We start from the raw sequence: 23,388 nt of genomic DNA, 5'->3' as shown, positions 1-23,388 counted from the left end.
TCTATCCCGAAATAATTTTCTTTTTTCGTTTTAAGAAAAAAGGTTGAAAGAAAATATAAACACCTGAAATCAAAAGAAAGAAAACACCGAGGGCGCTTGGCAGGAAAATGCCATAGCGAACGACGGGTCCAAAGTAAGCACCTTCATGAAGAGCTGTAAGAAAAGAGGCTCTGCGGATACCCGTACCTGTGACTTTGCCCGTATTGCCATCGATTTGAATCTCGTATTGGGTGAATTTTGCGCGCACGCGAATATTTCCAACAGAAGGGCGAATGTCGATTTGTGAGACATCCTTCCAGTCTTGAATCTTGGCTTCTGGAATGCTGCGGGCCGCTTCCAGGATTTGTGGGAAGGAAATCGCCAAGGACGACTTCGGTGCAGCATAGTCGGGTTGCACCCAAGAGTTAAAGCCACGTGTGGCTAACAGAATTCCTGTTGCCAAAGTTATTAAGAATGGAATGGCGATCACAACAGAGACCCAGCGATGCCATTTTCTAAGAAAACGAATCATGGGAAGGGTATAGACCATTCATCCAAGAGCTCAAAGGAAAGCTTTCGAATTGAAAATTAAGTGAATAATCAATGGGGATTTCCCCTGATTTTCGCAAAGAAATTCGACTGTCATACGAAAGATTCGCTATAAAAGGGGGGATTGATTAACAAATGGGATAGTCAGTTCAAAGGCCTTGGACTTTTCCGTCAATTCCTGGGGATTCCTCATCGAACCAAGCCATCACGGTCGGATGTACATCCATGTGTCGCACCGGATATTTCAGAGGTTGTAGCTTGGTGCAGTTGCCATAGGTGGCAAGAACAAAAGGAACCGCATCATCTTCGCCTTCGCGAGTGTCGTGAAGGCCCCACAAAAGAATATTGTGGCCTCCATGATCCGCTGTTAAAAGAACAAGCCATTGTTCGTTTTGAAGTTGCGCTCGCTTGCGAACTTCTGTCAGCAAGGGTTTTATCTGGGAATCCACCACGCTCATCGCTGAAAGGTATCCATCATTCGAAGAAAAGCCGTGGCGATGTCCGGCAGCATCGACACCATCAAAAACTCCCATGATGATATCCATCTGGGGATCTTGTATCTGTTTTTGCAGAAAAGACGCTAATCTTAAATCTCGTAGCGGAGACTGATTGTCCCCGGCCAAGCGGCGATTTAAATTGCAGCTGCTGAGGGATTTTGAAGGAAAGACGGGCCAGTGATCAGCTCCGGTGCCGCATTCATAGTCCACAATGCCAGGCTTTGATTTATCGCCAACAGAGGTGAGAAAGTTTGCAACGCCGCCAGCAGCTGTGTGCAATCCGTTTCGTCGAGCACGCATGAAAAATGTCGGCCATTTATCGCGCCGTTGTGAGTAAACTTCTAGACTGCGAGGATCATTGTCTTTAACTCCGTGGCGGTCATTATCAACGCCTGTAATGACTGAAAGCCATCCTGGTCCAGTGAGCCAGCGATAATCGGGGCCCGTCTTGAATCCGCTTTGAGCACGTGCACAGCGGAAGTCTTTATGGCCTCCATAGGAGGGATGTCTTTCGTCGATGCAGGGGGTGTATTCGCCCTCCATCATGAGGCGACGAATGGAAGGCATTTTATTTTGGATCAGAGCGCGATAATGAAGCTGGTTTCCAGTCGCGCCGTCTATTCCTAAGATCAGTGCGCGCCTTTTCCCGTGGGGAGAAGTACACATTTGCGCAGAGGCATGCAGGCCTGCAACCAGACTGAAAAAAACAAGTGATAATAATTTAGTCATGGCTGGTTCTAACTTCATAATTTTTTATAGGCAAGAAAGCTTTAAGATCTTGCAAACTCGCATAATACAAACTTTTGGGTCTGGGTCTTTAATCATGCAAAAAATGAATATCTGGATGTAATATATGCGTTTTGTGATTTGACTTTGCCCTGGTATATTGTCCTCTGAAGCAAATAACAAAAAAAGGAGGCTTCTATGATGGGATTCTTTTCTTCAATGAAAGAGAAAATTTTCAGCAGCTCTCAAATTCAGTCTGAGCAAAACTCTGCGCTTCTAGCGTGCCTAGCAAATCTTCACTAGATTGCAAACATCTAAGTCTATTGCAGCCTTCAGTCCGTTTTCCTGTCGAAGACCTTTTGTTAAGCTAGTTCCAACAGGAGGCTCTTATGTCAGGCCATCACAAAAATAAGGGATTCAGTCAGACAAGCAAGAGGTACGACGGAGCGCTGAAGGCACAGCACCAGCAAGCTCGCAATAAGCAAGCAGACCACTCGGCAGATGCCCACGACGAACTGGTCGAAGATCGAAGTAAAAGTTCTAGTTCTTCTAAGAAATAAAACGGACTCTCAACGACTCGGCGGATACTGAGTTTTTTGTTGAGAGATAACCTAAAAAAAAGGCCATGAGTTTTCTCATAGGCCTTTTTTTATTTCCCCTCCTTGACAGAATTTTCAGAGGGCCCTCATAATGAGGTTATGAAATACGCGAAATTACTTTTTGTTTTGTCTTTGCTGGTTCCTGCTTTGTCTTTTGCTCGTATCACGGATGGGAAAGAGCATCTGAAGCTTTCTGGAAAGAAAATCATCGTCAAGTTGGATAAAGGTTTCCACTTTGTGATGGAATCACCTGCGGGTTTGTATATTGATGGTGAAATGGGATCTACCCAGCCAGTTAAAAAGACGGTTGATCAAATGGTTTTCGATGCCTCTACCTTAAAAGATCAGTCATTTACCGTGAGTTTCTATGTTTGCGATGACAAGAAAACAGTTTGTGAATCTCATGAAGCACATTTGAAAATTCAAAAAGGTCAGCTTGTTAAAGTCGAAGGTCCAAAGGAAGACCTGATGGTGCCGGGTAAGTAATCACTGAATTTCGCGCACGAGAAGTAAATAAACACCGATAACGATGGCTGTTACAGTGACCAATACAACGGCCAAAGTTCCTAAAAGAACCAACTTTTGTTTTGAACGGGGATCTTGAGTGGGCGTGTTCTCCATGTCGATCAAGATAGTGTAGATATGAGAATCAGACAAGTAGGTTTTTCCTCAAGGCTCAAAGCTCATCGTAAACTTCTGACACTTGAAACACTGAAATTCATTGTTGAATACTTTAAAGACAGTAATGCAAGATTGGCTGCGTTCCGCTCGGGTGTGCCCGAAAACTACGCCTCCAAGCAGGGTGCATGGTTAAAAAAGCATCCAATCGTTTTGGTTGCCATGGAGGCTGAGGTTGACGAGCGAGATCAGTTGAAGCTTGAAAAAGCCGTGGCAGAGATCGAAAGACAAATGGATATCTGTAAAGAAATCCTAGGCCTTCAGGACTTCTAGTTTCGCGTCTGGCGATTTTTTATAATCGGAAGCTCTCCAAGTCCCACCATCACCCAATAGCGCCGTGGCAGTCCGCTGTGTTGAAATCGTGGTGCAAAAATAGAGGTGAGGGAGGCTGCAAGAAAAACGGCAAGCACTACGAAGCTAAAACCTTTCCATGTTCCGCTTAAGTCAGCACTGCTTAGTTCGATATTGCAGATAGTGGAAAACATCAAATAAAGCCAAATACCGAAAGACCAGGTCATCAAAGGAAATGTCGCATAGGCAGGTCCATGAATAAATCCACGACCACCGGGGATGAAGTAATAAAAAGCCAGAAGCATCAGTCCTGGCCCCACAAGAAGGGGAGCGATACCAATAAAAAGATACCCCATGGATTGCCATAGTTGCGGCAGATAAAGAAAGCGAATGTCTCGAGGGCGTGCTGTGACGTGACCATGAGAGCCGTTCTTGCCACTTAGATCTAAAAACTTCACATCCTCAATGCTATAAAGAAAAAGCCAGGCAGTAAGAAGATGACTGATTTCGTGAATTACAATGCCAGGACAAAAAAGATAAGTGAAGGCCTTCGCGCCAATCAAATCAGAAATATTTTGGCGAAACTTGATCGAAATCCAGTTGATGATAAATCCTAGAATGAACAATCCCAAGGATACAACCAACAAATAAAGAACGGCTTCGATTCCAAAATAGACAGAGGCTTTCACAAAGTGCATCCCTGTTAGGATAAACTAAGGGCCTCGGCCAAAGAAAGCGGGAAAAAGTCTAGGCTTTCTTTACGAACTCAGATTTAAGATTGATTGCACCAATTCCATCGATTTTGCAGGCGATGTCGTGTCCATCACCGCCATCAACAAGGCGGATATTTTTCACTTTCGTCCCAACTTTGACGACGGAAGAAGAGCCTTTGATTTTAAGCTCTTTAATTACGGTTACAGAGTCTCCATCAGCAAGGACGTTTCCGTTGGCATCGCGAATGGCCGTGTCGACGACATCTTCCGTTTGGTTGGATTTTTCTGCAAAGATGCTCCACTCGTGCCCGCATTCTGGGCAAACCCATAAAGATCCATCGGAATAAATATTTTCAGAATTGCATTTCGGGCAGTGGGTTTCATTTGTCATGAACTAGAGATACCACAAAACCTTCCTCAAGCAAAACCAATTGAATAGCACTTCGCAGGTTGTTCCTTCGCAGAAAACCTTGATGTGAGTCTTCAGTTCTTTAGAAAAGCTTTAATGAAAAGAAGCTATTCACCGTAATAATAAAAATTTATCGGGAAGGTTTATGAAAATCCTAGAAGTAATTATTTTATTTGGATTGGCATCTTTAGCTTACGGACAAAATCAACCGGGGGTAGTGCAGGGACAGGACACGCATCTAGTGCCTGCGCATAATGAACCCGATCGTTTGATGAATGAGATTCGTATTCATGAGCAGTCCCATACCTTTCCCGAAGCAAATTCGACCCGTACACAGATTGCCCCGGATTCTCGTGCGAACAATACGACAACCACTACAACAAATACAGATACTACGAAATGGTAAAAAGGAGTTTTCTATGAAATCCCTCGTGGGAATTTTGATGATGAGTTTTTCAATAAGTACTTTCGCTCAGACAACACCGGTCGGTCAGGAGATTGAGGCTCCACCGAAAGAGAAGACTCCGGTATCACCCGTAGAATCTTCGTCTCGAAAAGTGGATAAGAAACTGAATAAATCCAAAAAGAAGGGCGAAAAGTACGATAACACCCCTGATACCGGCGTGGGCGGTGGAAGTGGAAACAGCAATAGCAACAGTGATGACAATCGAAAAAATTAATAGGCCTATTCAGATTCTTTTTTGTAATATCCATTCGCGCTAGGGGATTCAATATTTTCGTCATAGTCACTCATCCAATGTTCGTCTTCAAAAGGAAGGCGGGCATTTTTTGAATGCATGGCAGAGCTGCGTTTTGGTTTTTTCGAAGTTTTGGATTTCTTTGCTTTTCCGGCATGAGATTTCATAGTGTCTCCTACAAAAGAAAGGACCGATTATAAGAAAACTCGGTCCCTGTTGAATCTATCTATTTCTTCCAGAAGATTTACTGCTACTACTGCTGCTACCGGAAGATGATTTTTCGAAACGTCCCTCAGAATCGCGTTTAGGTAGATGCGACATATTTGAAGAAGATTTTGTTGAAGATGACTTGCCTGATGAGCTTGAATTCTTGTTCATAAGAACCTCCTGGTTTTTCCTGTTGATAGAATGAACCTTTCGCTCTTGGAATCCACTTTACATTCGTTGCAAATTTTGGCCTTTCATCTAAGCGACCAATTGCAAATGAACAAAATTTATTCTTTGTGAATTTCCAAATTTGATTTTCAAAACATTCATGAATCTTTAGATGCTCAATTTGAGGTTCAAGGTACTCTGGCGGTCTAGGATAAAACTTCAATACAAACCAAAAGGAGAATGCAATGGCTCAAGATAGATACAATCGCGCAGATCGCAATGAAAACCGCTCTCGTGAGTCGGGTGGTATGAGCAACGCCGATCGCCCTCAATATCGTGAACTAGGTTCGGGTCGTCAAGATCGCTGGAGCAGCTCTGCAAGAAACAGTGATCAAGGATATTATTCTGATGCGGACCGCGATCGTGACGTCGAGTACGGGCGTGATACTCGTGATCGCGATTTCAGTCGCAGTCAGGATTATGGGGCAAGAAACAGCGATCGTGACTATACCAATCGCGCAGAACAAGATCACAATCGTGAGTACTATGGTTCGGCTTCGAATCGTTATCAGGATTATGGTCACCGCGATACCTACTCCCGCGACAGATTTCAGGGCCGTTTTGCTTCTGGGGCTGACTACTCTTATGGTCGCCATAATGACTATAATGATCTAGGGGGATCCCGTGGCGTAAACTCAAGGTCATCGGCTTACAATTTTCCCCAAGCAAGTTCACAAACACCAAGATCTTCTCAATGGGGTCGCAGCGGCTCATCTTCTTCTTATGGCTCAAATCAAGAGTGGTCTCCGCAAGGCAGTGATTACCAAACACAAAGTTACGCCGGTCGTGGTCCTAAGGGTTATAAGCGCAGCGATGAGCGTATCAAGGAAGACGTTTCTGAAGCACTGGCTCGTCATTCTGAAATTGACGCCTCTGATATCGAAGTGGCTGTGAAAGACGGGGAGGTGACTTTGACCGGAACTGTTAATGAGCGTGGCATGAAACGTATGGCCGAGGAAGCTGCTGAAGATTGCTCTGGCGTTCGTGACGTCATTAACCAAATTCGCGTCAAGCAAGAAGGTAGATCTGAATCTTTGTCTGAAACGTCGCGAGCTGGCTCGTCTTCGCAAAATATGTCGTCTTCTAAAAAAGGCTCTTCGTCTTCGACATCATTGTCTTAAAGATAGTGGGTGGCCCGTTTTGCGGGCTGCCTTTCTTGTTGTCTTCCCTGAGAATTGCGGTATGAAAAGGACCTCGGGGGTTTGAGATGAAATTGAGAAGAATCTCGGTAGGATTGATTATTTTATGCGTGGTAGCGGCGTTAGGTCTTGCAATCAGCAAGCATCGCTTTCTTTCTTCTGTTATTGAAGCCGATGGTAAAATCGTTTCTTTTCAAAAATCTTCAGATCCTGACGACGACTATGCAACTCCGATTTTGGAATTTGAATATCAGAAGCAAAAACAAACGATCGTGAATCCATTTATGGTAAACGATGCTCTTTTTAAAGTGAATCAAGTTGTCCCGGTTATTTTTGATCCGCAAAATCCTGAAAATGCGCAAATGAAAACGGCGGCCTTTCAATATTTCCCAACGGCGACCTTGATACTGTGTGCGATTCTTTTGGGAATTATCCACTGGCTGGTATTTAAAAATTCCGAAGAAGTTTAAAAGTCAGAAAAGGCCCAGATCAGAACTCAAAGTCAAAAACCAAAAAAAAAAGAGGAGCTTTCTAAGAGCTCCTCTTTTTTTAGCTATTTCATAAAGTCCGAGAGTGGACTTTATACTTCGGCGCGAGTCCGAAGCGTAAATCAGCCTAGTTGCTTAGTTTCGGAAGCAAAACATTTGCTTTCATACTTCCAAGACCTGTTACAGCATCCCAACCTTGAGCAGCGCTGTAGGCGCCGTTAGATCCAGATGTCACATCGTTGAATGCGTCAGCACGATCTTGTGCACTCATTCCATAGATGATTGGATTTAGGAAACCCAATGTGCCTAGGTTTTTAGTTGTTCTCGCTTCGTTCACAAGAGCCAAGAAACCCGACCATTGTGGAGCAGCCATGCTTGTACCGCCGATAACGACCCAACTCGCCTTGCCACTTGAAGTAACATAAACAGCCTGGCCAGTGTATGGATCCGCATTGAACGCTACGTCTGGATAAGAACGTTTTGTGTAAGCTGAGCCAATTTGACCTTGCCATTCCGGAAGATTGAAGATGCCAGAGATACCGCCACCTGAACCATCCCATGCAGTTTCAGAACCTTTGCTTCCACTCACCTGAAGGCTCGTGCCGCCCACTGCAACAACACTTGGATGTGCTGCTGGCCAGTCAGCTGCTGCTGTACCGTCTTGGCAAGAATCAGAACCGCTATCACCAGATGCAACCATAATATTCACACCTTGTGCAACTGCACGAGAGAATACTTTGTCCATCTCTTGTTGGTGAGCAGCTTCGACTTGCTTCTCACAACCGCCCCAGCTGTAGTTTACAACTTTAGCGCGATTGTCATCTAGGATCGCTGTGAACATAGCTAATTCACCAGCATCGCTGTTCTCTGCAGAAGCAAAGACGTGAACTTGGGCGCCCGGAGCGATCATACCAATGAACTCTGCATCCAATTCAGTCTCGCCAGCAGAACCTTCGTCATACGCAGGAACGCCGTTGAATTGAACTTGGTCAACAGTAGGACCTGGCTTCAATTTCAAATAATTATAGAAGTACTTCACGTCATCAATGTTGAAGCCACTGTAAGTTGCCACGGCAACGTGTTGGCCAGCACCTGAAAGACCTTGAGTGTATAGAGGATTAAATCCGTATACTTTTTTAATAGTATCAGGAGAAATGCCACCCATAGAAGCTGCCATTGCAGGAACGCGGTGATAGTGAGGATGCGACTGACGAGTGCTATCCAAACCAGTTACGGAAGCGACCAAGCTCAGATCTTGTGGAATTGTGACGTGACCATCGTTTTGACGACGACCATCTTCACGAACTGTGATGCGTGTATTGAAAACATTTTCGAAAACTGATGAGTCAGCAGAAACAGTCACCCAAAGATGTGTTGGCGACTCGCTCACAACTTTCAACCCCTTGTTGTGAAGAGCACTCAAAAGACCTTTGTAAGCGCTGTCAGCTGGGCCAGAAATTTTTCTGATATCAGCTGCTGAATAATAACGAGTGAGCGGCGTTGATTGAGTTTTTGCGTAGAACGCTAGATTCTCCAACGGTACTTTCTCGTTCAGTCTGAGGACTGCGGTCATTGGCTGTGCCATCGCGGCAGAGCATGCAGCTGTCGCAACTAGTGCTAAAGCTCCCTGTAGCATCGATTTCATGTTCCCTCCTTGTACTTGAAGTCATTGCTGCCTAAAATTAACACATGGTAAGTTTCTGGCCGCAAGCTCCATTTCATAAAAGAAAGAAAATTTGTGAAATGATGACGAGGAGTGACGAAGTTTGTGTGTCGAATTTGTCAAAAAAAATCCGCACTTTGCATGCAGATCAAAAAAAAGAGGATCTGTTTCCAGATCCTCTTCGGAATTTCTAATTTAAAATCAGAAACTAGTTACGACCGCGTCCGCCGCCGAAACCACCACGTCCGCCGCCACCGCCGCGTCCGCCACCGAAACCACCACGACCGCCACCTTCACGTGGAGCCATTGGTTTTGCTTCAGAAACGTTCATGTTACGACCAGCAAGTTCAGCACCGTTCAATTTGTCGATTGCTTCACGAGCTTCGTCGTCAGTAGACATCTCAACGAAACCGAAACCTTTGCTGCGACCAGATTCGCGATCGATCACGATGCGAGCTGATTCAACATTTCCGTATTGAGCGAAAGCTTCACCAAGTTCTTGGTCGCCAACATTGTATGATAGATTTCCAACGTAGATCTTTTTACCCATTTAAAACCTCCTAAGGCACAGGGAGCCGCTAAAGAGAAAAATGAGCACAATGCTATTCACTCAAGAGAGACTGGATATTGGAGGCTTATTTGTAGCGCATTTTTCCTTGCCAAGGAAAGAAAAAAATGTGAGGTCCGGCAGTCCTTACCGAAATGAAAGCGAATGAGGCCATTTTGACCCCATTTAACGCGCTAGAGCCCTGTTAAAATCGCCGTCAGCTCGGGGTTTTGGGCTGTTATTTTGCCCGAGTCTCGGGTTGTTTTGCTAATGACGCCAAATGGAATATCCCCCCACCACTTTTCGATACGAGTGCCATCTTCTGTGACCGTTGAGAGTTTGCAGGTCTTATAGGTTCCAAGATTCAACTTCAGATCCTCAATGGTGCCACCTTTTTTGGTGCAATCCCCAAGCAAAGATCTGTACTGATCCGGAGAGTAAAGATCTTTCGTCTCAACCACATCCGAAGTTCTTTGATCTCCAAGGACCGCATCAATTTTTACTTTCCAGGTGTGCTGATCCTTATCGTGGGAAAGAACCTCTTTCGTGATTTGAATATTATAAGACGTTCCATCTACGCGCTGAAACGCTCCGGACCAAGTGACTTTATCTCCGACATCTGGGTAGGCGAAAGCCGAAGAGCCAAGAAAAATTAAAACTGCGAGACATGCAGAGTGCAACTTCATAGAAATTCCTCCGTGAATTTTGCGTTTAGGATGACATGGGACTAAGATGCGGCCAGTGGATTTCGTAGTTTTTTGTTAGGAATCACTAACAGTAAATCTTTTTGTTGAAACTCACCAAGCACGGCGATACGTTCAGCGAAGAAACAGGAGGTTCCATGCAAAATTCAAAGGCCCTTCCAAGTCCAAAAGCTTTTATCTGCATGAGTTTGCTTGCGTTCATGCTTCTTGCAATTGTGTTCGCACGATAATTCTCGAGTTCATTACATCGAGATCATGACCGGAATGTCAGATCTCAGTCTCCTGTCTTTGCGTTACTGTGCTCCTTCAGATTTGTGAATTTACGAAGGAGATCTTCAATGAAAATCCTCACGCTTATTTTTGTTTTGTCGTCTCTTGCAAGCTTCGCTCACGCAGGGGAGTCGGCATGCTCGAATGAAGACTGTGTCGGAAAAAAGAATGCAGCGATGGCGGCGGTCTTTAATTTTCTTTATAACGAAGACAGTTGCGTGAATTCAACTCAGTGGGTGAAGGCTATTACGAAAATGGATGACGTGCACTTTACAGCAATCTGCGGAACTGAATCCAAATCAGTGACTTTGAAACTGAAGGCGACTCCGCAAGAGGGGAGCGACAGTGAAGGTGATTTTCTGGTGGAAATCGCGAACTAGGAATTAATCAACGAGCCGAGGAAAGAAGGCGCGCAACCCCAGACGATGCATTCGCAAAGAAAACGGGGTTTTGCGTCTTAGCCGACGCAATCTTCAAGTAGCTGCTAAGAAGCAGCGCCAGGAAAATAAGAAACCAGTTGCTTGGGGAAAGGTGTAGTAACATACCTACCTTAAACCGTTTTACGGCTTTTTAAGTAACCTAAATAGTATTCGATACCGCTGGTTATACTCAAAATGACGCTCACCCACAAGACCCCATAGCCAATTTTGTCCAAATACGGAACGTAGGGATCCATGTTTCCAATAATTACAATGGGAATAGCCACCATTTGCATCGCGGTCTTCCATTTTCCGGCAGGTTTAGCATCGATAATAATTTGATCTGCCGCAGCAACGGAGCGTATACCTCCAATAAAATTGTCCCGGGCCAGGATAATGATCACCATCCAGGCATCAATTTTACCTAATGCGAGTAACATTGCTAAAACGCTAGTGACTAAAATTTTGTCAGCGATGGGGTCCATGAATTTCCCGAAATTGCTGACAGCCTTGTATTTGCGGGCGTAGTAGCCGTCGAAATAATCAGTGCTTGAAGCCATCATGAACAAAATAGCAGCAACAATATTCCATCTCATGGTGTTGGGCCACATAGCTGCGACAATCAGAGGCACCATGAAGATACGACTTAAAGTAATTCTCGTCGGAAGATTTTTTTGCCACTCTGTTAGTTCCATCGGTGCTCCGCTGTACAAGTCAATGCTGGACTAAAGCTAACTCTTTAGTCTAAAAATAATCAATGTTTATTCATCGCCACAAAGTGCAGTTTTACGAAACCGACCTCATGGGTATCGTCCACCATAGCAATTATTTGCGTTTTTACGAAGAAGCGCGAGTTGGATGGGCCCACGCTAAAGGAGTTTTGGATTATCAGAAACCTGGATCTGCCAGTCACTTTGCGGTTTATGAAACTCAAGTAAGGCATGTCAAGCCGACGTTCTTTGGTGATGATTTGGAGATCGAAGTGCAAGCCCGCTCGGAAGGCAATCGCTTGATCTTTCAATACCGCTTGCGTGGCAGAAATGGCGAAGTGTGTTCTTACGGCAAAACAGTGCATGTGCCTTTAGGATTAGATCTGAAACTATTAAGATTGTCGGCCGAAATCAAAGCCGCAACGGAGAGTGAACAATGGACAGAAACCTGGCTTTAGAATTCGTACGTGTAACGGAAGCTGCTGCAATCGCTTGTGCTCGTTGGATGGGGCGTGGAGATGAAAAATCTGCTGACGCTGCCGCCGTCGATGCGATGAGAAAAGCTTTCGATATCATCCGCATGGATGGCACTGTTGTGATCGGCGAAGGGGAGCGTGATGAAGCTCCGATGCTTTATATCGGCGAAAAAGTAGGTCATAAATCAGATGATGATGCTCCGGCATTAGACATTGCTTTGGATCCATTGGAAGGAACAACTATCTGCGCTACAGGTGGTGTGGGCGCGATCTCTGTGATCGCAGTGGCTGAAAGAGGAAAGTTCCTTCATGCTCCTGACACTTATATGGATAAAATTGCCTGCGGTCCTGCGGCTCGTGGTCGCATTGATATCGATAAAACTCCGACTGAAAATATTCACGCTGTGGCGGAAGCTCTTCATAAACCAGTGGGTGATTTGACTGTGGTGATTTTGAATCGTCCTCGTCACGCGGATTTGATTGCTGAAGTTCGCAAAACGGGTGCACGTATTAACTTGATCGACGACGGTGACGTGTCGGCAGCAGTGGCTGCCGCATGGCCAGAGTCAGGTGTGGATTTGTTAATCGGTATCGGTGGTGCGCCAGAGGGTGTGATCTCTGCGGCAGCGATGCAGTGTTTGGGCGGTGACTTTCAAGGTCGTTTGAAATTCAGAAATGAAGAGGAAAAAGCCCGCGCTAAAAAAATGGGTATCACAAATCTAGATAAGAAGTTTACGATTGATGAGTTGGCCTCTGGTTCTGTGATGTTTATCGCAACAGGTGTGACGGATGGTGCTTTGTTGAAAGGTATTCGCATGCTTCCTGATGGAAAAGCAAAGAGCCACTCGGTGGTGATGAGATCCCAAACGGGAACAATCCGTACGATCGAGGCTTTCCATGACCTTGCTCGCAAGCCAAAAAAATAATGGAAGCTGGAAAGTTAATCTGTTTTAACTGTAATAAAGAGATTCCACTTTCGGGAATCGTTGGACGCCGCGATGAGTGCCCTCATTGCCGCGCCGACGTTCATGTTTGCAAGAACTGTGAATTTTACGATCCGAAAGTGTATAACGAATGTCGTGAAACCAATGCGGATGTTGTGCGTGAAAAGGATCGCGCGAACTTCTGTGATTACTTTTCACCACGCAAGGGTGGCGCCGGCGGAGTCGACAAAGCAGCGGCTTTGAGGGCCGCCGCAGAAGCTTTATTTAAGAAATCCTAAAAGGAAAATTGGCAAGGGACTATTTGCAAAGATAGCCCTTTGCAAGGACGTCCACGCGGAATTGACCATCTGGATGTTCACCGTCGTCAGGTGTCCCGCACAGATCGTTCATCGCTCCACGAATCAAAGTGGTTTTGTAATTTGAGTTGTTCAAATTGGCCGTGGCAATTGCAAATGCCTTAATTCCCCAAATATCAGCTGTAATTTCACTGCCATAACTGTCGCCTTTATTCAGAGTTTGCATCAAACCTGGATAAGCTTCTGGGAAAACCGTGAAGTCAAAATGATGTCCCATTTCGTGACCTAAAGTCATGATCAAGGGACCTACCTCAAAACCATGAGGCAAACCTTCGGCTTTTGCGAATTCAACCGAGCCGATCAATTCACCAGGGCAGACAATGACAACTTTCTGGTTCTTTTTCATTTCTGTTGCAAAGGCATTGTCCATGAACATGTCTTTGTCGCAGCCATGGTACATTTCAATGATGTCGCGATTGGCGCTCGCAAGCATTTGCTCGTCTACCTCAGTGATGCTGATCACGCGGGTTTCGCGAACAGCGGCCTGCATCTTTTCACGAATTTCAGCCGGAACCTCTGGCGAATTTGCGATGGCTCTTAACAAGGATTCCTTGATTTCTGGAATGTGTAAGTCTGTTGGGATCTGATTTTCCACCAAGTAGCGGCGCAATTGATTGCGAAGCTCTGTCAGGAAAGTTTTTGTTACGCGTTGGCGTTGTTTTTTCGGAGTGATATTTTTGAAATCATTTTCTGAAAAGCTCGCAGGCATTTCTGTGTTGCCTTTCCATGCTTGAAAGGCCGCTGCCAGAGCTGGTTTTTTAAGGGCCGCTTCGACAGCTTGAATACGCTGTGTGCGAAGATCCGTTTCCTGTTGGCTATTTCCGCAAACGGTGTCGTAAGGGGCTTGGCAGAATGCTGCCATTGTTGTGTCGACGGCAAAAGCTCTGTGCGCCGAAAATAAGAGCGAGATTGTAATTAGAAGGGTTTTCATGGGGCCGGAATATAAGGGGTCCGAGTCGATTTCGACAATGTTAAAGACAAAATTTATTATGCAAAATGGCTGCAAAGGCTGTAGGTAAGGTCTGTAACATAAGGATTTCAAGGTCCAGTGCGGGTTTGACTCCCTGTAAACAAATAGTCACACTTAAAATCACTATGGCAAAAGCATCTACGACAGAAGTATTTAACTGCTCCCCTGAACAATTTTTTAAGATCATCTCTGACTACGAAAAGTATTCTGAATTCTTGTCTGAAGTGAAATCCTGCAAGGTTCTAAAGACTGAAGGAAATCGCAAACTTGTTGAATACAATGTGTCTGTGATCAAGTCGTTTAAGTACTCTTTGTGGATGACTGAAACCCCATCGACTGGAATTACGTGGGAATTCGCCTCTGGTGACGTATTTAAAACATCTGTAGGTTCTTGGAAGTTGGAAGCGGAAGCTGGCAAGACACGCGCGACTTACTCTGTGGAGGCGACATTTAGCATGTTCGTCCCAGGTCCGATCGCCAATGCCTTGGTGAGTGTGAATCTTCCAAATATGATGAGTGCCTACCACAAACGTGTGAAGCAGGTTTATGGCGTCTGATTCAGGCTCGAAGAAGGATGACAAAGAGACCGCCGATATTAAAGGTCTCTTAGGCGATACGGTGAAAAAAGTTTTCACCGCTGGTGTCAGTGCGGCTTTCATGACTGAAGAAAGTTTGCGCACATATCCTACGGAGATGAAGCTTCCTAAAGAGGTCTATAACCTCATCATTCAAAGTGCTAATAAATCTAAAGATGAAATCACTCAACGCGTGGGTAAAGAAGTGGTCGGCATCATTCAAAAAATCGACTTTGTGAAAGAATTCTCTAAGTTCGCAGAGACACATAAATTCAAAATCACAGCTGAAATCGATATCATCAAAAAAGATCCGCACACTCACAAAGAAGACTAGCTGTCTGGCATTTCGACTCTGTCAGAGTAGGAGCGCGTCTCTAATTTTTATCTCGATGAAGTGCCTGTGTATTTGATCTGGACCTAGGTTGATCTCAAGTTGAGACGGTTTTCTTCCGATCTATTTGGTATGGAACAATCAATCCTTAGCATCTTTTCGATCGTGTTATTTTGCGCCTGCTGCCGTCAGTTTATTAAAGTAATCACGACGCCGATTCCCATGCTTGTAACGGAGCGACGTTATGCTCGCTCAGCCATGCAAGTTGGCAAAGCTTATAAGGTCATGGCATGGGGTTCTATGACAGGTGTGTTTCTTATGGGGACCGCAGCTTCCTTTTACCAAGTCTTCAGTTCTCTTTAAAATAGAACTGTGCTTGACTGGAAAAGGAGGTGTTTATGAGCTCCTTTTCTACAGTGAATCCCGCCACCGGCGAAACTCTAAAAACATTCGATCATGTCCCATGGGAAAAAGCAGAGAAAACAATTCTTGCTGCTCACAAAGATTTCCAGGTGTGGCGCAAGCGTTCTTTTGAAGAGCGTGCCCGGGTTGTTTCTTTATTAGCAAATTCTCTCCGCACACATAAAAACGATATTGCGAAGCAAATGCATCTTGAAATGGGAAAACTCATGGAAGAAGGCCTTGCTGAAGTTGAAAAATGTGCGACGACCTGTGACTACTTCGCCAAAGAAGCAGCGAGGATGCTTGCGAATCAAAAAACGGATTCGCCCTATGGCAGTGCTGAAGTGAGCTTTCAACCTGTAGGGGTTGTCTTTAGTATCATGCCTTGGAATTTTCCTCTGTGGCAGGCGATTCGATTTGCTGCACCAACTTTGATGGCGGGGAATGTGATTGTATTGAAGCACGCCGATTTGACTGCGGGTACGGCCGAGTTGATGGGGAAAATTTTCGACGATCTGACTTCAGATATTAAGTTACTTCGCAATTGCCAAGTGGATCACGAGGTCGCCGAGAAAATTATCGCTCATCCTTTGGTTCGTGGGGTTACATTCACGGGGAGCAGTGCTGGCGGTCGTTCTGTTGCAACGGCGGCTGCAAAAAATTTGAAGAAGATTGTTCTAGAGCTTGGCGGCAGCGACGCTTACCTGGTTTTAGATGATGCGGATATTGCCCTTGCGGCCAAGGCCTGTGCGAAAACTCGATTGCAGAATTGCGGGCAAAGCTGTGTTGCGGGAAAACGCTTTATTGTCACACAAAAAGTCGCCAACGAGTTTATTAACTCGATGGTGAATGAAATGGGGCAGATTGAAATTGCTCCATTGGCCTCTAAGAAATTTCAAGAGACCATCATTCAGCAGGTTGAGAAACTAAAAGAATGGGGCGGTAAGGTGGTGATGGGAGGTTCCGCTCCACAGGGGCCCGGGGCTTATTATCCAGCGACCGCCATTGTTTTTGAAAAAAACAATCCAGAGATCCACAAAGAAGAAGTGTTTGGCCCTGTGGCATCAATCATTATTGTGAAAGACACTCAGGAGGCTATCGAGGTGGCGAATTCGTCACCTTATGGATTGGGTGGTGGAGTCTTCACTCGGGATGTGCGAAAAGGTCAGGAGCTCATTGAAAAAGAACTTGAAGCTGGCTTTGTTGTCGTGAATGATTTTGTGAAGTCAGATCCACGTATTCCGTTCGGTGGTGTCAAAGAATCGGGCTATGGCCGCGAGCTTGGGCATTTTGGAATTTTAGAGTTCGTTAATATAAAAACAGTGGGTGTGGCCGGAGGAAAATAGTGGCTGCCAGCGCAAAACAAGATTTGGATCACCAGGTTTGGAAACTCATTCGTCAGCATTCGCTGCAGGGGAAAAAGATCTTGGTGGCCTTGTCGGGCGGAGTGGATTCCACGGCTTTGCTTCGCGTGCTTTCAAAGATTCATAAAAAAGATCTGCTTGGCGCCTGTTATTTTCATCATGGCGAGGATTCAAACCAAGAGTATCGTAAAGAGGCTCAGATTTTCTGCGAAAAACTTTGCAAAAAACTGGGCCTTTCTTTTTTTGCCCTGAAAAGTTCAGAGCTCGCTAAATCAGAAGCTCAGTACCGCGAACTTCGTTATGAGGCGTTGAAACGTTTGATGAACGAAGAGAATTTTGATGTTCTGGCGACAGGTCATCATCGCGATGACTTGCTCGAAACAAGGCTTCTTCGTTTGATTCGTGGGACGGGAGCCCAAGGTTTTCATGGCATGCTCGCCTATAAGGAGCAAGTTTTTAGACCTTTCCTTGAAGTCTCAAAACGTGATCTCAAAAAATATCTTCGTGAAGAAAAGCTTCGTAGTTTTGAGGACCCTACTAATTTATCACTGGACCCGCTTCGCAATTGGCTCCGCGAGGAATGGCTTAAGGCCCTAGAGAAACGTCAAAGGGGAGCTTTGGCGTCATTGGCGCGGTCTCTCGAGACAATTGCTCAAGAAGTTAGCGCCCAGCCGTGGGGTGATTTGCTGGGTCAAAATGAGTCTTATAAGACACAGGGGCTTTCGAGGGCTTTTTACCTCACTTTGAGTCCCTTCGAGCAGCGGCGTATGCTCGCTCAGTATCTTTATTCCCTCGGGAAAAGAGATTTTACTCAGTCTCAACTAGAAGAAATTCAAAAGCGCCTGGACAAGTCACAAAAAGTGATCACATTCAGGGTTAGCGGCAGTGAGTGGGAAATTAACGCAGAGCAAATCAAAGTCCAGTCCTGATTTGAGAGCCTGATTTCCTTTCTTTCATTCACTCTGTCATTCATGCTAATCTTGAAGGTGAATTGGACCTTCGAAGTGAAAGGAATCGCGATGCGCTCTACTCAAAAAACGCTAGCACTTTGGTTCTTCCTCATCATTATGGCTGTGTTTCTGTTTCAGGCCTATGAGAGTAAGCACCAAAAAGTGATTGGTGATTTTAACTACTCAAAATTTACCGAAGCTGTAAAAGCTAATGAAGTGGCAACTGTCACATTCCGCCAAGACTCTTCAGAGATCGTTGGTGAAATGAAGCCGGAGTTCGAAAAGAAATACAACGGCAGTCATTTTTCTATCGTCGGTAATACACAAGACGAAGGTTTCAAATTCCTTCAAGAACATGGCATCACGCCAAACTACGAACGCGCTGACAATGGCGGGTTCTTCCAGTCATTGGTAGTGAACTGGTTGCCATTGATTTTGATCGTAGCAATGTTCTTATTCATCATGCGCCAAATTCAAGTGGGTGGCGGCAAGGCCATGTCATTTGGAAAATCTCGCGCCCGTCTTCTGACAGAACACAAGAATCGTGTGACGTTCAAAGAAGTCGCTGGTGTGGATGAAGCGAAAGATGATCTTCAAGAGATCGTAAGCTTCTTAAAAGATCCTAAAAAATACACGAAACTAGGCGGCCGTATTCCAAAGGGTGTTCTTTTGGTGGGTTCTCCTGGTACTGGTAAGACATTGCTTGCTCGCGCCGTTGCGGGCGAAGCAGGTGTGCCTTTCTTTACGATTTCTGGTTCTGACTTCGTAGAGATGTTCGTGGGTGTGGGTGCTTCCCGTGTTCGTGATTTGTTCGAACAAGGTAAAAAGAATGCTCCGTGCTTGATCTTCATCGACGAGATCGATGCCGTAGGTCGCCATCGTGGTGCAGGCATGGGCGGTGGTCATGACGAGCGTGAACAAACTCTGAATCAATTGCTAGTTGAAATGGACGGCTTTGAATCTTCTGAAGGCGTTATCATGATCGCTGCAACCAATCGTCCTGACGTTTTGGATCCAGCACTTCTTCGCCCAGGTCGTTTCGATCGCCGCGTGGTCGTGAATAAGCCAGATCTTAAAGGCCGTGAGCAAATCTTAGGAGTTCACACTCGCAAGACTCCATTGGGGCCTGACGTTGAAATTGCTAAGATCGCTCGTGGGACTCCGGGCTTCTCGGGTGCGGACCTAGAGAATCTCGTGAATGAAGCGGCTCTTGTAGCCGCTCGTACCGACAAAAAATATCTAGAGATGGAAGACTTTGAAAAAGCAAAAGACAAAGTCATCATGGGTTCTGAAAGAAGATCTATGGTTATCTCGGATGAAGATAAAAAAGTAACTGCTTACCATGAAGCTGGTCACACGCTTGTGAATAAGAAACTGGGTGGTTTGGATCCGATCCACAAAGTAACTATCATTCCTCGCGGAATGGCTTTGGGTGTGACTCAAACATTGCCAGAAAAAGAAAGCGTTTCGTTGTCAAAAGTGACGGCGGAAAAAATGATCGCCTTCTTGTTTGGTGGTCGTGCTGCTGAAGAAGTGATCTTTAAAGATATCACAACTGGTGCTGGTAACGATATCGAACGCGCAACAGGCATCGCTCGTCGTATGGTGTGCGAATGGGGTATGAGCAAACTGGGTCCTTTGGCGTTCGAAAAATCAGGCGGCGAAGTGTTCCTTGGTATGCAATATGGCCATCAAGGTCATAAAGAATATTCTGAAGCAAAAGCGGAACAGATCGACGATGAAGTTTCTAAAATCATCAACACAGGGTACGCGCAAGCAGTGCAAATCCTGACTGAGAACAAGACAGCTCTGGAAGCTTTGGCTCAAGCGCTTCTTGAATACGAAACGATCGACGGCACTGAAGTGGAGATGTTGATCAACGGAACTGCGGTTTCAGAAATTGAAAAATACCGCAACAACCGCCGCGAAAGCTTCAACGCCATCGCCGCTGCCAAAGAGAAAAAAGACTCTGGCAACGATCCGGTTGGTAACACGGGGCCGGTGACAGTTTAGTTTTTGAAAATTTAAAAACAGCAAAAGCCCTGGCAAGAAATTGTGCAGGGCTTTTGAGCGAAATACAGACATTTAACTTCTAGTAAAGGCATCCTGATGTTGCAGCAGTTTATAGACAATCTCATCTTCATTGTGCAGCACTTGCGCGTGCAAGATGCCATCGACATGGTGTTGGTGTGGATGGTTGTCTATCGTATTCTTGTGCTGATCAAGCGCACAGGGACTATTCAAATGCTCTCCGGTCTTGGCGTGCTGGCCATCGGTTATATCCTGAGCATTTGGCTTGAACTTTTCACCTTCAATTGGATTCTTGAAAAATTCTTCTCTAATTTGTTTGTGATCGTCGTCGTCTTGTTCCAGGCCGAGATTCGCAGGGCGTTGGCACATATCGGTAGTAATCCGTTCTTTACGGATGCATCAACGATTCAAGAAACCCAAGTCATTGAAGAAATCGCAAAAGGCATTATTGCCACTTCTCAAAAAGGCTTCGGTGCCTTGGTTGTGGTCGAGCGTGAAATCGTCATCGACTATCACATCGAATTTGGAACCGAAATGGATTCCAAAGTTTCAGCAGAACTTCTTGCTTCGATTTTCCATCCAGAAAGTCCCATGCACGACGGTGCTGTCCTTATCCGCAACGGAAAAATTCACTCTGCGGGTTGCTTCCTTCCTTTAAGTAAAAATCCAGCCCTTGATAAAAATCTGGGTACTCGTCATCGTGCCGCAATTGGTTTGACGGAGGAAACAGATTCCCTGGTGTTTGTTGTTTCTGAAGAGAACAAATCCATTGGGATTGTACAAGGTGGTCACTTAAGTCCAAATGTGGAATTGGGTGATATTCGTAAGGCACTTTATGAGACATTTGGTCTGAAGTATAAGGCCTTCTCTCAACAAGGAGAGATTTCGTGAAGCGCCGTTGGTCTGATGCCGTCACTGAAAATTTCAGTTACAAAGTCGTCGCTTTGTTTATTTCGCTGATCCTGTGGCTTACAATCTTGGGGCGCAGGGATTTTGTATTAAGTCGTAACATAGATGTGGATCTGATTTTGGCTCCTGGCACGCAGGTGGTGGCGCAGACTACAGACCACATTAAAGTAAAAGTTTCAGGCCCTCGTGCTGCTTTGAAGAAATTTATGGAGAGTACTTTGTCTCAGAGTATCACTCTTGATATTTCACAAAGAGGCGAAGGCGTCGTGTATGTCGATATTCCATTGAATAAGATTGAAGTGCCACTGGGCGTGAAGATTTTGGGAATTCGTCCAAATCAAATTCAAGTGGAAGTCGTTCGCTCTAAGGATAAAGTCGATGACAAACAAAAAGGTCACTAAAGTGGAAAAGAAAGCAAAACTCTTCGGAACAGATGGCATTCGCGGAACAGCGAACCAATGGCCGATGACTCCGGATATGGTTGTAAAGATTGGTCAAGCGATTGGCTACCTTTTGCAAAAACAAGCACACACAGGGAACACACTTCGCAAAGTTGTTATCGGGAAAGACACGCGTCTTTCGGGTTATATGATCGAGCAAGCTCTTGCTAGTGGTCTTAACTCTATGGGTATTCACGTTCAGCTTGTGGGACCACTTCCGACTCCAGGGATTGGTTATTTGACTCGGACCATGCGTGCGGTGGCGGGGATCGTGATCTCTGCTTCTCACAACCCATTCCATGATAACGGTATCAAAGTTTTCGGTGCTGATGGCTTTAAAATTTCTGAAGATATGGAATCTGAAATCGAACGTTTGGTTCTTGAGGAAGATCTGACGGCTCTTCTTCCGCCAAGCAAGGATATCGGTCGCACAAAACGCATTGACGATTCTCAAGGTCGTTACATCGTTTATGTGAAAGGTACATTCCCGTTGGAATACACTTTGGATGGAATGCGTATCGTTCTTGATACCGCAAATGGTGCCGCTTATAAAGTGGCCCCATCAGTGTTCCAGGAATTGGGCGCAGAAGTCATCCAATTGGGTGATGATCCGAATGGCACGAACATCAATGACAAAGTCGGAGCTCTGTATCCGCAAAAATTGTCTGAAGCAGTTGTTCAATATCGTGCTGATGTGGGGATCAGTCTTGATGGTGACGCCGACCGCGTGATCATGGTTGATGAAAAAGGCGAGATTGTAAACGGGGATCGTATTCTTGCGATCTGCGCTCTTCATATGAAAGAGTTAGGGCTTCTTAAAAAGAACACTTTGGTTGCGACTCAAATGTCGAACTTCGGTCTTGAAAAACGAATGCAAGAAGAAGGCATTAAAGTTGTTAAAACAGGGGTGGGCGATAAATACGTCGTCGAAGAGATGCGTAAGAACGGCTACAACTTGGGCGGTGAGCAATCAGGTCATATTATTTTCCTGGATCATACAACAACAGGTGACGGTATCATCGCCGCTTTGAATGTTTTGGCAGTCGTGAAACAGACAAATAAAAAAATGAGCGAATTGAATCGCGTGTTTGATGATGTTCCTCAGGTGTTGATCAACTTACGCGTAAAACGCCGCGCAGATCTTGCTGAGCTTGGTGGCTACAATGATCTAGTTCGCAACATCGAAGGTAAATTGGGCAACAACGGTCGTGTCTTTGTTCGCTTCTCTGGAACAGAGCCTGTGATTCGTGTTTTGGTGGAAGGCCCTGACAAAGTGCAAATCACACACTTCGCAGAAGAAATCGCAAGCTTCCTAGAAAAAGAATTGTCATAAGGTACGCCGTACCTTTTTGCGATGCTTTGCAGAAAGGGGGGTTTTGATTTTGGAGTATTTTAAGTGAAACATAAAATTCGCCTGGGTGTGAATGTCGATCACGTTGCAACACTACGTCAGGTTCGTGGTGGCACGACGACGTATCCTAATTTACTTGATATGGTTAAAAAATCCGTTAAGGGCGGTGCTGAACAAATCACGATTCATTTGCGTGAGGACAGACGTCACATTCAACTGGATGATCTAAAACTTCTTTCTAAAGAATGTCCCGTTGCTTTGAATTTGGAAATGGCGGCGACACCTCAGATGGTGGTTTATGCTAAAAAATATCGTCCGGACTGGGTGTGCTTGGTTCCGGAAAAGCGTGCAGAGCTAACAACCGAAGGCGGCCTTGATGTAAAGAAAGGCTTTAAGAAGATGTTCCCGATGGTTGAAAAGCTTCAACGAATCGGCATTGAAATTTCAATGTTCATCGAGCCTTCTATTGAGCAAGTTGAAGCCTCTTATGAATTGGGCGCAGACGCTGTTGAGTTTCACACAGGCAAATGGGTTTTACTCAAAGGTCCTGCGAAGGACAAAGAATGGAAGCGTTTGGTAGATGCTGCTGAGTGGGCGCATTATCTGGGTTTGAATGTTCATGCGGGCCATGGCCTTGATTATGAGCATGCGAAGCTTATTAACAAACTTCCGCATCTTCAAGAGGTCAACATTGGTCATTCATTGGTTTGTTATGCCCTTGAAAACGGTATGCAACAGGCTGTTGGTAAGATGAGAAAGCTCTTAAAGTAACACT

The 23,388-nt window shown here is 45.3% G+C and carries 32 protein-coding genes; 20 read left to right on the top strand and 12 right to left on the bottom strand.

What is annotated here, in order from left to right; translation table 11 throughout:
* Position 1 precedes the first annotated feature (1 nt).
* Positions 2 to 511, bottom strand: a complete 510-nt coding sequence (locus tag VF412_RS00620; protein WP_331337251.1) for a PepSY-associated TM helix domain-containing protein — start codon at positions 509 to 511, stop codon at positions 2 to 4.
* A gap of 166 nt (positions 512 to 677) precedes the next feature.
* Positions 678 to 1,754 carry an alkaline phosphatase family protein gene (locus tag VF412_RS00615; RefSeq protein WP_331337250.1) on the bottom strand — a complete coding sequence of 359 codons (1,077 nt, stop codon included), beginning with the start codon at positions 1,752 to 1,754 and terminating at the stop codon, positions 678 to 680.
* Positions 1,755 to 2,140: 386 nt separating this feature from the next.
* Here VF412_RS00615 and VF412_RS00610 point away from each other — a divergent pair, with 386 nt between their 5' ends.
* Positions 2,141 to 2,311, top strand: a complete 171-nt coding sequence (locus VF412_RS00610) for a hypothetical protein (RefSeq protein ID WP_331337249.1) — start codon at positions 2,141 to 2,143, stop codon at positions 2,309 to 2,311.
* A 138-nt stretch (positions 2,312 to 2,449) separates the two neighbouring features.
* Positions 2,450 to 2,836 (top strand): hypothetical protein, encoded by a 387-nt coding sequence (locus VF412_RS00605; protein ID WP_331337248.1) that lies wholly within the window; start codon positions 2,450 to 2,452, stop codon positions 2,834 to 2,836.
* Here VF412_RS00605 and VF412_RS00600 read toward each other — a convergent pair whose 3' ends face one another.
* Positions 2,837 to 3,007, bottom strand: coding sequence for a hypothetical protein (locus tag VF412_RS00600; RefSeq protein ID WP_331337247.1), 171 nt, complete (start codon positions 3,005 to 3,007; stop codon positions 2,837 to 2,839).
* Here VF412_RS00600 and VF412_RS00595 point away from each other — a divergent pair.
* A complete protein-coding gene (locus VF412_RS00595; RefSeq protein WP_331337246.1) occupies positions 2,993 to 3,301 on the top strand; it encodes a hypothetical protein in 309 nt (102 codons plus the stop codon). The genes VF412_RS00600 and VF412_RS00595 overlap by 15 nt on opposite strands.
* Here VF412_RS00595 and VF412_RS00590 read toward each other — a convergent pair.
* Positions 3,298 to 4,008 carry a hypothetical protein gene (locus tag VF412_RS00590; RefSeq protein ID WP_331337245.1) on the bottom strand — a complete coding sequence of 237 codons (711 nt, stop codon included), beginning with the start codon at positions 4,006 to 4,008 and terminating at the stop codon, positions 3,298 to 3,300. The two genes, VF412_RS00595 and VF412_RS00590, sit on opposite strands and share 4 nt — an antisense overlap.
* A gap of 58 nt (positions 4,009 to 4,066) precedes the next feature.
* A complete protein-coding gene (locus VF412_RS00585) occupies positions 4,067 to 4,423 on the bottom strand; it encodes a zinc ribbon domain-containing protein YjdM (protein ID WP_331337244.1) in 357 nt (118 codons plus the stop codon).
* Between the two features lie 163 nt (positions 4,424 to 4,586).
* Here VF412_RS00585 and VF412_RS00580 point away from each other — a divergent pair, with 163 nt between their 5' ends.
* Together VF412_RS00580 and VF412_RS00575 are read left to right on the top strand one after the other, a co-directional pair.
* Complete coding sequence (locus VF412_RS00580) at positions 4,587 to 4,847, top strand: hypothetical protein (RefSeq protein WP_331337243.1); 261 nt, start codon at positions 4,587 to 4,589, stop codon at positions 4,845 to 4,847.
* Positions 4,848 to 4,860: 13 nt separating this feature from the next.
* Positions 4,861 to 5,121, top strand: coding sequence for a hypothetical protein (locus tag VF412_RS00575; protein ID WP_331337242.1), 261 nt, complete (start codon positions 4,861 to 4,863; stop codon positions 5,119 to 5,121).
* Between the two features lie 5 nt (positions 5,122 to 5,126).
* Here VF412_RS00575 and VF412_RS00570 read toward each other — a convergent pair whose 3' ends face one another.
* Positions 5,127 to 5,306 (bottom strand): hypothetical protein, encoded by a 180-nt coding sequence (locus tag VF412_RS00570; protein WP_331337241.1) that lies wholly within the window; start codon positions 5,304 to 5,306, stop codon positions 5,127 to 5,129.
* 55 nt (positions 5,307 to 5,361) lie between these two features.
* Positions 5,362 to 5,517, bottom strand: a complete 156-nt coding sequence (locus tag VF412_RS00565; RefSeq protein WP_331337240.1) for a hypothetical protein — start codon at positions 5,515 to 5,517, stop codon at positions 5,362 to 5,364.
* A gap of 242 nt (positions 5,518 to 5,759) precedes the next feature.
* Here VF412_RS00565 and VF412_RS00560 point away from each other — a divergent pair, with 242 nt between their 5' ends.
* Both VF412_RS00560 and VF412_RS00555 read left to right on the top strand, forming a co-directional pair.
* Positions 5,760 to 6,695, top strand: a complete 936-nt coding sequence (locus VF412_RS00560) for a BON domain-containing protein (protein ID WP_331337239.1) — start codon at positions 5,760 to 5,762, stop codon at positions 6,693 to 6,695.
* An 86-nt stretch (positions 6,696 to 6,781) separates the two neighbouring features.
* Entirely contained in the window at positions 6,782 to 7,183 is a 402-nt protein-coding gene (locus VF412_RS00555; RefSeq protein WP_331337238.1) for a DUF3592 domain-containing protein, read from the top strand.
* 145 nt (positions 7,184 to 7,328) lie between these two features.
* On the opposite strand, the gene VF412_RS00550 is transcribed toward VF412_RS00555, so the two are convergent.
* The 3 genes from VF412_RS00550 to VF412_RS00540 all read right to left on the bottom strand — a co-directional run bounded on the left by VF412_RS00550 (position 7,329) and on the right by VF412_RS00540 (position 10,097).
* The gene (locus VF412_RS00550; protein WP_331337237.1) at positions 7,329 to 8,846 is read right to left on the bottom strand and encodes a S53 family peptidase; all 1,518 of its coding nucleotides are present in this window, start codon (positions 8,844 to 8,846) and stop codon (positions 7,329 to 7,331) included.
* 226 nt (positions 8,847 to 9,072) lie between these two features.
* Positions 9,073 to 9,414 carry an RNA-binding protein gene (locus VF412_RS00545; protein ID WP_331337236.1) on the bottom strand — a complete coding sequence of 114 codons (342 nt, stop codon included), beginning with the start codon at positions 9,412 to 9,414 and terminating at the stop codon, positions 9,073 to 9,075.
* 191 nt (positions 9,415 to 9,605) lie between these two features.
* A complete protein-coding gene (locus VF412_RS00540; RefSeq protein ID WP_331337235.1) occupies positions 9,606 to 10,097 on the bottom strand; it encodes a hypothetical protein in 492 nt (163 codons plus the stop codon).
* Positions 10,098 to 10,453: 356 nt separating this feature from the next.
* On the opposite strand from VF412_RS00540, the gene VF412_RS00535 reads away from it, so the two are divergent.
* The gene (locus VF412_RS00535) at positions 10,454 to 10,765 is read left to right on the top strand and encodes a hypothetical protein (RefSeq protein WP_331337234.1); all 312 of its coding nucleotides are present in this window, start codon (positions 10,454 to 10,456) and stop codon (positions 10,763 to 10,765) included.
* Between the two features lie 170 nt (positions 10,766 to 10,935).
* Here VF412_RS00535 and pgsA read toward each other — a convergent pair whose 3' ends face one another.
* On the bottom strand, positions 10,936 to 11,499 hold the full coding sequence (gene pgsA / locus VF412_RS00530; RefSeq protein WP_331337233.1) for a CDP-diacylglycerol--glycerol-3-phosphate 3-phosphatidyltransferase: 564 nt from the start codon (positions 11,497 to 11,499) through the stop codon (positions 10,936 to 10,938).
* A gap of 62 nt (positions 11,500 to 11,561) precedes the next feature.
* Here pgsA and VF412_RS00525 point away from each other — a divergent pair, with 62 nt between their 5' ends.
* Genes VF412_RS00525 through VF412_RS00515 form a run of 3 tightly spaced genes read left to right on the top strand, consistent with a single transcriptional unit; the run spans position 11,562 to position 13,212 of the window.
* Positions 11,562 to 11,972, top strand: a complete 411-nt coding sequence (locus VF412_RS00525; RefSeq protein WP_331337232.1) for an acyl-CoA thioesterase — start codon at positions 11,562 to 11,564, stop codon at positions 11,970 to 11,972.
* Positions 11,951 to 12,916 carry a class II fructose-bisphosphatase gene (gene glpX, locus VF412_RS00520; protein ID WP_331337231.1) on the top strand — a complete coding sequence of 322 codons (966 nt, stop codon included), beginning with the start codon at positions 11,951 to 11,953 and terminating at the stop codon, positions 12,914 to 12,916. The genes VF412_RS00525 and glpX overlap by 22 nt, the downstream gene beginning before the upstream one ends.
* A complete protein-coding gene (locus VF412_RS00515) occupies positions 12,916 to 13,212 on the top strand; it encodes a hypothetical protein (RefSeq protein WP_331337230.1) in 297 nt (98 codons plus the stop codon). Before glpX ends, VF412_RS00515 begins: the two co-directional genes overlap by 1 nt.
* Before the next feature lie 19 nt (positions 13,213 to 13,231).
* Here VF412_RS00515 and VF412_RS00510 read toward each other — a convergent pair whose 3' ends face one another.
* Entirely contained in the window at positions 13,232 to 14,221 is a 990-nt protein-coding gene (locus tag VF412_RS00510; protein ID WP_331337229.1) for a hypothetical protein, read from the bottom strand.
* A gap of 164 nt (positions 14,222 to 14,385) precedes the next feature.
* Here VF412_RS00510 and VF412_RS00505 point away from each other — a divergent pair, with 164 nt between their 5' ends.
* The 9 genes from VF412_RS00505 to VF412_RS00465 all read left to right on the top strand — a co-directional run bounded on the left by VF412_RS00505 (position 14,386) and on the right by VF412_RS00465 (position 23,384).
* Entirely contained in the window at positions 14,386 to 14,817 is a 432-nt protein-coding gene (locus tag VF412_RS00505; RefSeq protein ID WP_331337228.1) for a type II toxin-antitoxin system RatA family toxin, read from the top strand.
* A complete protein-coding gene (locus tag VF412_RS00500; RefSeq protein WP_331337227.1) occupies positions 14,807 to 15,169 on the top strand; it encodes a hypothetical protein in 363 nt (120 codons plus the stop codon). The genes VF412_RS00505 and VF412_RS00500 overlap by 11 nt, the downstream gene beginning before the upstream one ends.
* Before the next feature lie 395 nt (positions 15,170 to 15,564).
* Positions 15,565 to 16,914: an NAD-dependent succinate-semialdehyde dehydrogenase gene (locus VF412_RS00495; protein ID WP_331337226.1), complete on the top strand. Its 1,350-nt coding sequence runs from the start codon at positions 15,565 to 15,567 to the stop codon at positions 16,912 to 16,914.
* The gene (tilS, locus tag VF412_RS00490; RefSeq protein ID WP_331337225.1) at positions 16,914 to 17,861 is read left to right on the top strand and encodes a tRNA lysidine(34) synthetase TilS; all 948 of its coding nucleotides are present in this window, start codon (positions 16,914 to 16,916) and stop codon (positions 17,859 to 17,861) included. The genes VF412_RS00495 and tilS overlap by 1 nt, the downstream gene beginning before the upstream one ends.
* Before the next feature lie 90 nt (positions 17,862 to 17,951).
* Complete coding sequence (ftsH, locus tag VF412_RS00485) at positions 17,952 to 19,895, top strand: ATP-dependent zinc metalloprotease FtsH (RefSeq protein WP_331337224.1); 1,944 nt, start codon at positions 17,952 to 17,954, stop codon at positions 19,893 to 19,895.
* Positions 19,896 to 19,991: 96 nt separating this feature from the next.
* Entirely contained in the window at positions 19,992 to 20,804 is an 813-nt protein-coding gene (gene cdaA / locus VF412_RS00480) for a diadenylate cyclase CdaA (protein WP_331337223.1), read from the top strand.
* Complete coding sequence (locus VF412_RS00475; protein WP_331337222.1) at positions 20,801 to 21,223, top strand: CdaR family protein; 423 nt, start codon at positions 20,801 to 20,803, stop codon at positions 21,221 to 21,223. The genes cdaA and VF412_RS00475 overlap by 4 nt, the downstream gene beginning before the upstream one ends.
* A gap of 1 nt (position 21,224) precedes the next feature.
* Positions 21,225 to 22,595, top strand: coding sequence for a phosphoglucosamine mutase (gene glmM / locus VF412_RS00470; RefSeq protein WP_331337258.1), 1,371 nt, complete (start codon positions 21,225 to 21,227; stop codon positions 22,593 to 22,595).
* A gap of 63 nt (positions 22,596 to 22,658) precedes the next feature.
* Complete coding sequence (locus VF412_RS00465; RefSeq protein WP_331337221.1) at positions 22,659 to 23,384, top strand: pyridoxine 5'-phosphate synthase; 726 nt, start codon at positions 22,659 to 22,661, stop codon at positions 23,382 to 23,384.
* Positions 23,385 to 23,388 lie beyond the last annotated feature (4 nt).

This window comes from Bdellovibrio sp., from assembly GCF_036384735.1.
Taxonomy (GTDB): Bacteria; Bdellovibrionota; Bdellovibrionia; order Bdellovibrionales; family Bdellovibrionaceae; genus Bdellovibrio.
Note: the sequence above shows the minus strand (reverse complement) of the source record. Positions and strands in the feature narration are given on the sequence as shown.

Bases quoted from the DNA above. Each gene is read 5' to 3' on its own strand.
- VF412_RS00620 (WP_331337251.1), bottom strand. From the start codon at position 511: ATGATTCGTTTTCTTAGAAAATGGCATCGCTGGGTCTCTGTTGTGATC.
- VF412_RS00615 (WP_331337250.1), bottom strand. From the start codon at position 1,754: ATGACTAAATTATTATCACTTGTTTTTTTCAGTCTGGTTGCAGGCCTG.
- VF412_RS00610 (WP_331337249.1), top strand. From the start codon at position 2,141: ATGTCAGGCCATCACAAAAATAAGGGATTCAGTCAGACAAGCAAGAGG.
- VF412_RS00605 (WP_331337248.1), top strand. From the start codon at position 2,450: ATGAAATACGCGAAATTACTTTTTGTTTTGTCTTTGCTGGTTCCTGCT.
- VF412_RS00595 (WP_331337246.1), top strand. From the start codon at position 2,993: ATGAGAATCAGACAAGTAGGTTTTTCCTCAAGGCTCAAAGCTCATCGT.
- VF412_RS00585 (WP_331337244.1), bottom strand. From the start codon at position 4,423: ATGACAAATGAAACCCACTGCCCGAAATGCAATTCTGAAAATATTTAT.
- VF412_RS00580 (WP_331337243.1), top strand. From the start codon at position 4,587: ATGAAAATCCTAGAAGTAATTATTTTATTTGGATTGGCATCTTTAGCT.
- VF412_RS00575 (WP_331337242.1), top strand. From the start codon at position 4,861: ATGAAATCCCTCGTGGGAATTTTGATGATGAGTTTTTCAATAAGTACT.
- VF412_RS00570 (WP_331337241.1), bottom strand. From the start codon at position 5,306: ATGAAATCTCATGCCGGAAAAGCAAAGAAATCCAAAACTTCGAAAAAA.
- VF412_RS00565 (WP_331337240.1), bottom strand. From the start codon at position 5,517: ATGAACAAGAATTCAAGCTCATCAGGCAAGTCATCTTCAACAAAATCT.
- VF412_RS00560 (WP_331337239.1), top strand. From the start codon at position 5,760: ATGGCTCAAGATAGATACAATCGCGCAGATCGCAATGAAAACCGCTCT.
- VF412_RS00555 (WP_331337238.1), top strand. From the start codon at position 6,782: ATGAAATTGAGAAGAATCTCGGTAGGATTGATTATTTTATGCGTGGTA.
- VF412_RS00550 (WP_331337237.1), bottom strand. From the start codon at position 8,846: ATGAAATCGATGCTACAGGGAGCTTTAGCACTAGTTGCGACAGCTGCA.
- VF412_RS00545 (WP_331337236.1), bottom strand. From the start codon at position 9,414: ATGGGTAAAAAGATCTACGTTGGAAATCTATCATACAATGTTGGCGAC.
- VF412_RS00540 (WP_331337235.1), bottom strand. From the start codon at position 10,097: ATGAAGTTGCACTCTGCATGTCTCGCAGTTTTAATTTTTCTTGGCTCT.
- VF412_RS00535 (WP_331337234.1), top strand. From the start codon at position 10,454: ATGAAAATCCTCACGCTTATTTTTGTTTTGTCGTCTCTTGCAAGCTTC.
- pgsA (WP_331337233.1), bottom strand. From the start codon at position 11,499: ATGGAACTAACAGAGTGGCAAAAAAATCTTCCGACGAGAATTACTTTA.
- VF412_RS00525 (WP_331337232.1), top strand. From the start codon at position 11,562: ATGTTTATTCATCGCCACAAAGTGCAGTTTTACGAAACCGACCTCATG.
- glpX (WP_331337231.1), top strand. From the start codon at position 11,951: ATGGACAGAAACCTGGCTTTAGAATTCGTACGTGTAACGGAAGCTGCT.
- VF412_RS00515 (WP_331337230.1), top strand. From the start codon at position 12,916: ATGGAAGCTGGAAAGTTAATCTGTTTTAACTGTAATAAAGAGATTCCA.
- VF412_RS00510 (WP_331337229.1), bottom strand. From the start codon at position 14,221: ATGAAAACCCTTCTAATTACAATCTCGCTCTTATTTTCGGCGCACAGA.
- VF412_RS00505 (WP_331337228.1), top strand. From the start codon at position 14,386: ATGGCAAAAGCATCTACGACAGAAGTATTTAACTGCTCCCCTGAACAA.
- VF412_RS00500 (WP_331337227.1), top strand. From the start codon at position 14,807: ATGGCGTCTGATTCAGGCTCGAAGAAGGATGACAAAGAGACCGCCGAT.
- VF412_RS00495 (WP_331337226.1), top strand. From the start codon at position 15,565: ATGAGCTCCTTTTCTACAGTGAATCCCGCCACCGGCGAAACTCTAAAA.
- ftsH (WP_331337224.1), top strand. From the start codon at position 17,952: ATGCGCTCTACTCAAAAAACGCTAGCACTTTGGTTCTTCCTCATCATT.
- cdaA (WP_331337223.1), top strand. From the start codon at position 19,992: ATGTTGCAGCAGTTTATAGACAATCTCATCTTCATTGTGCAGCACTTG.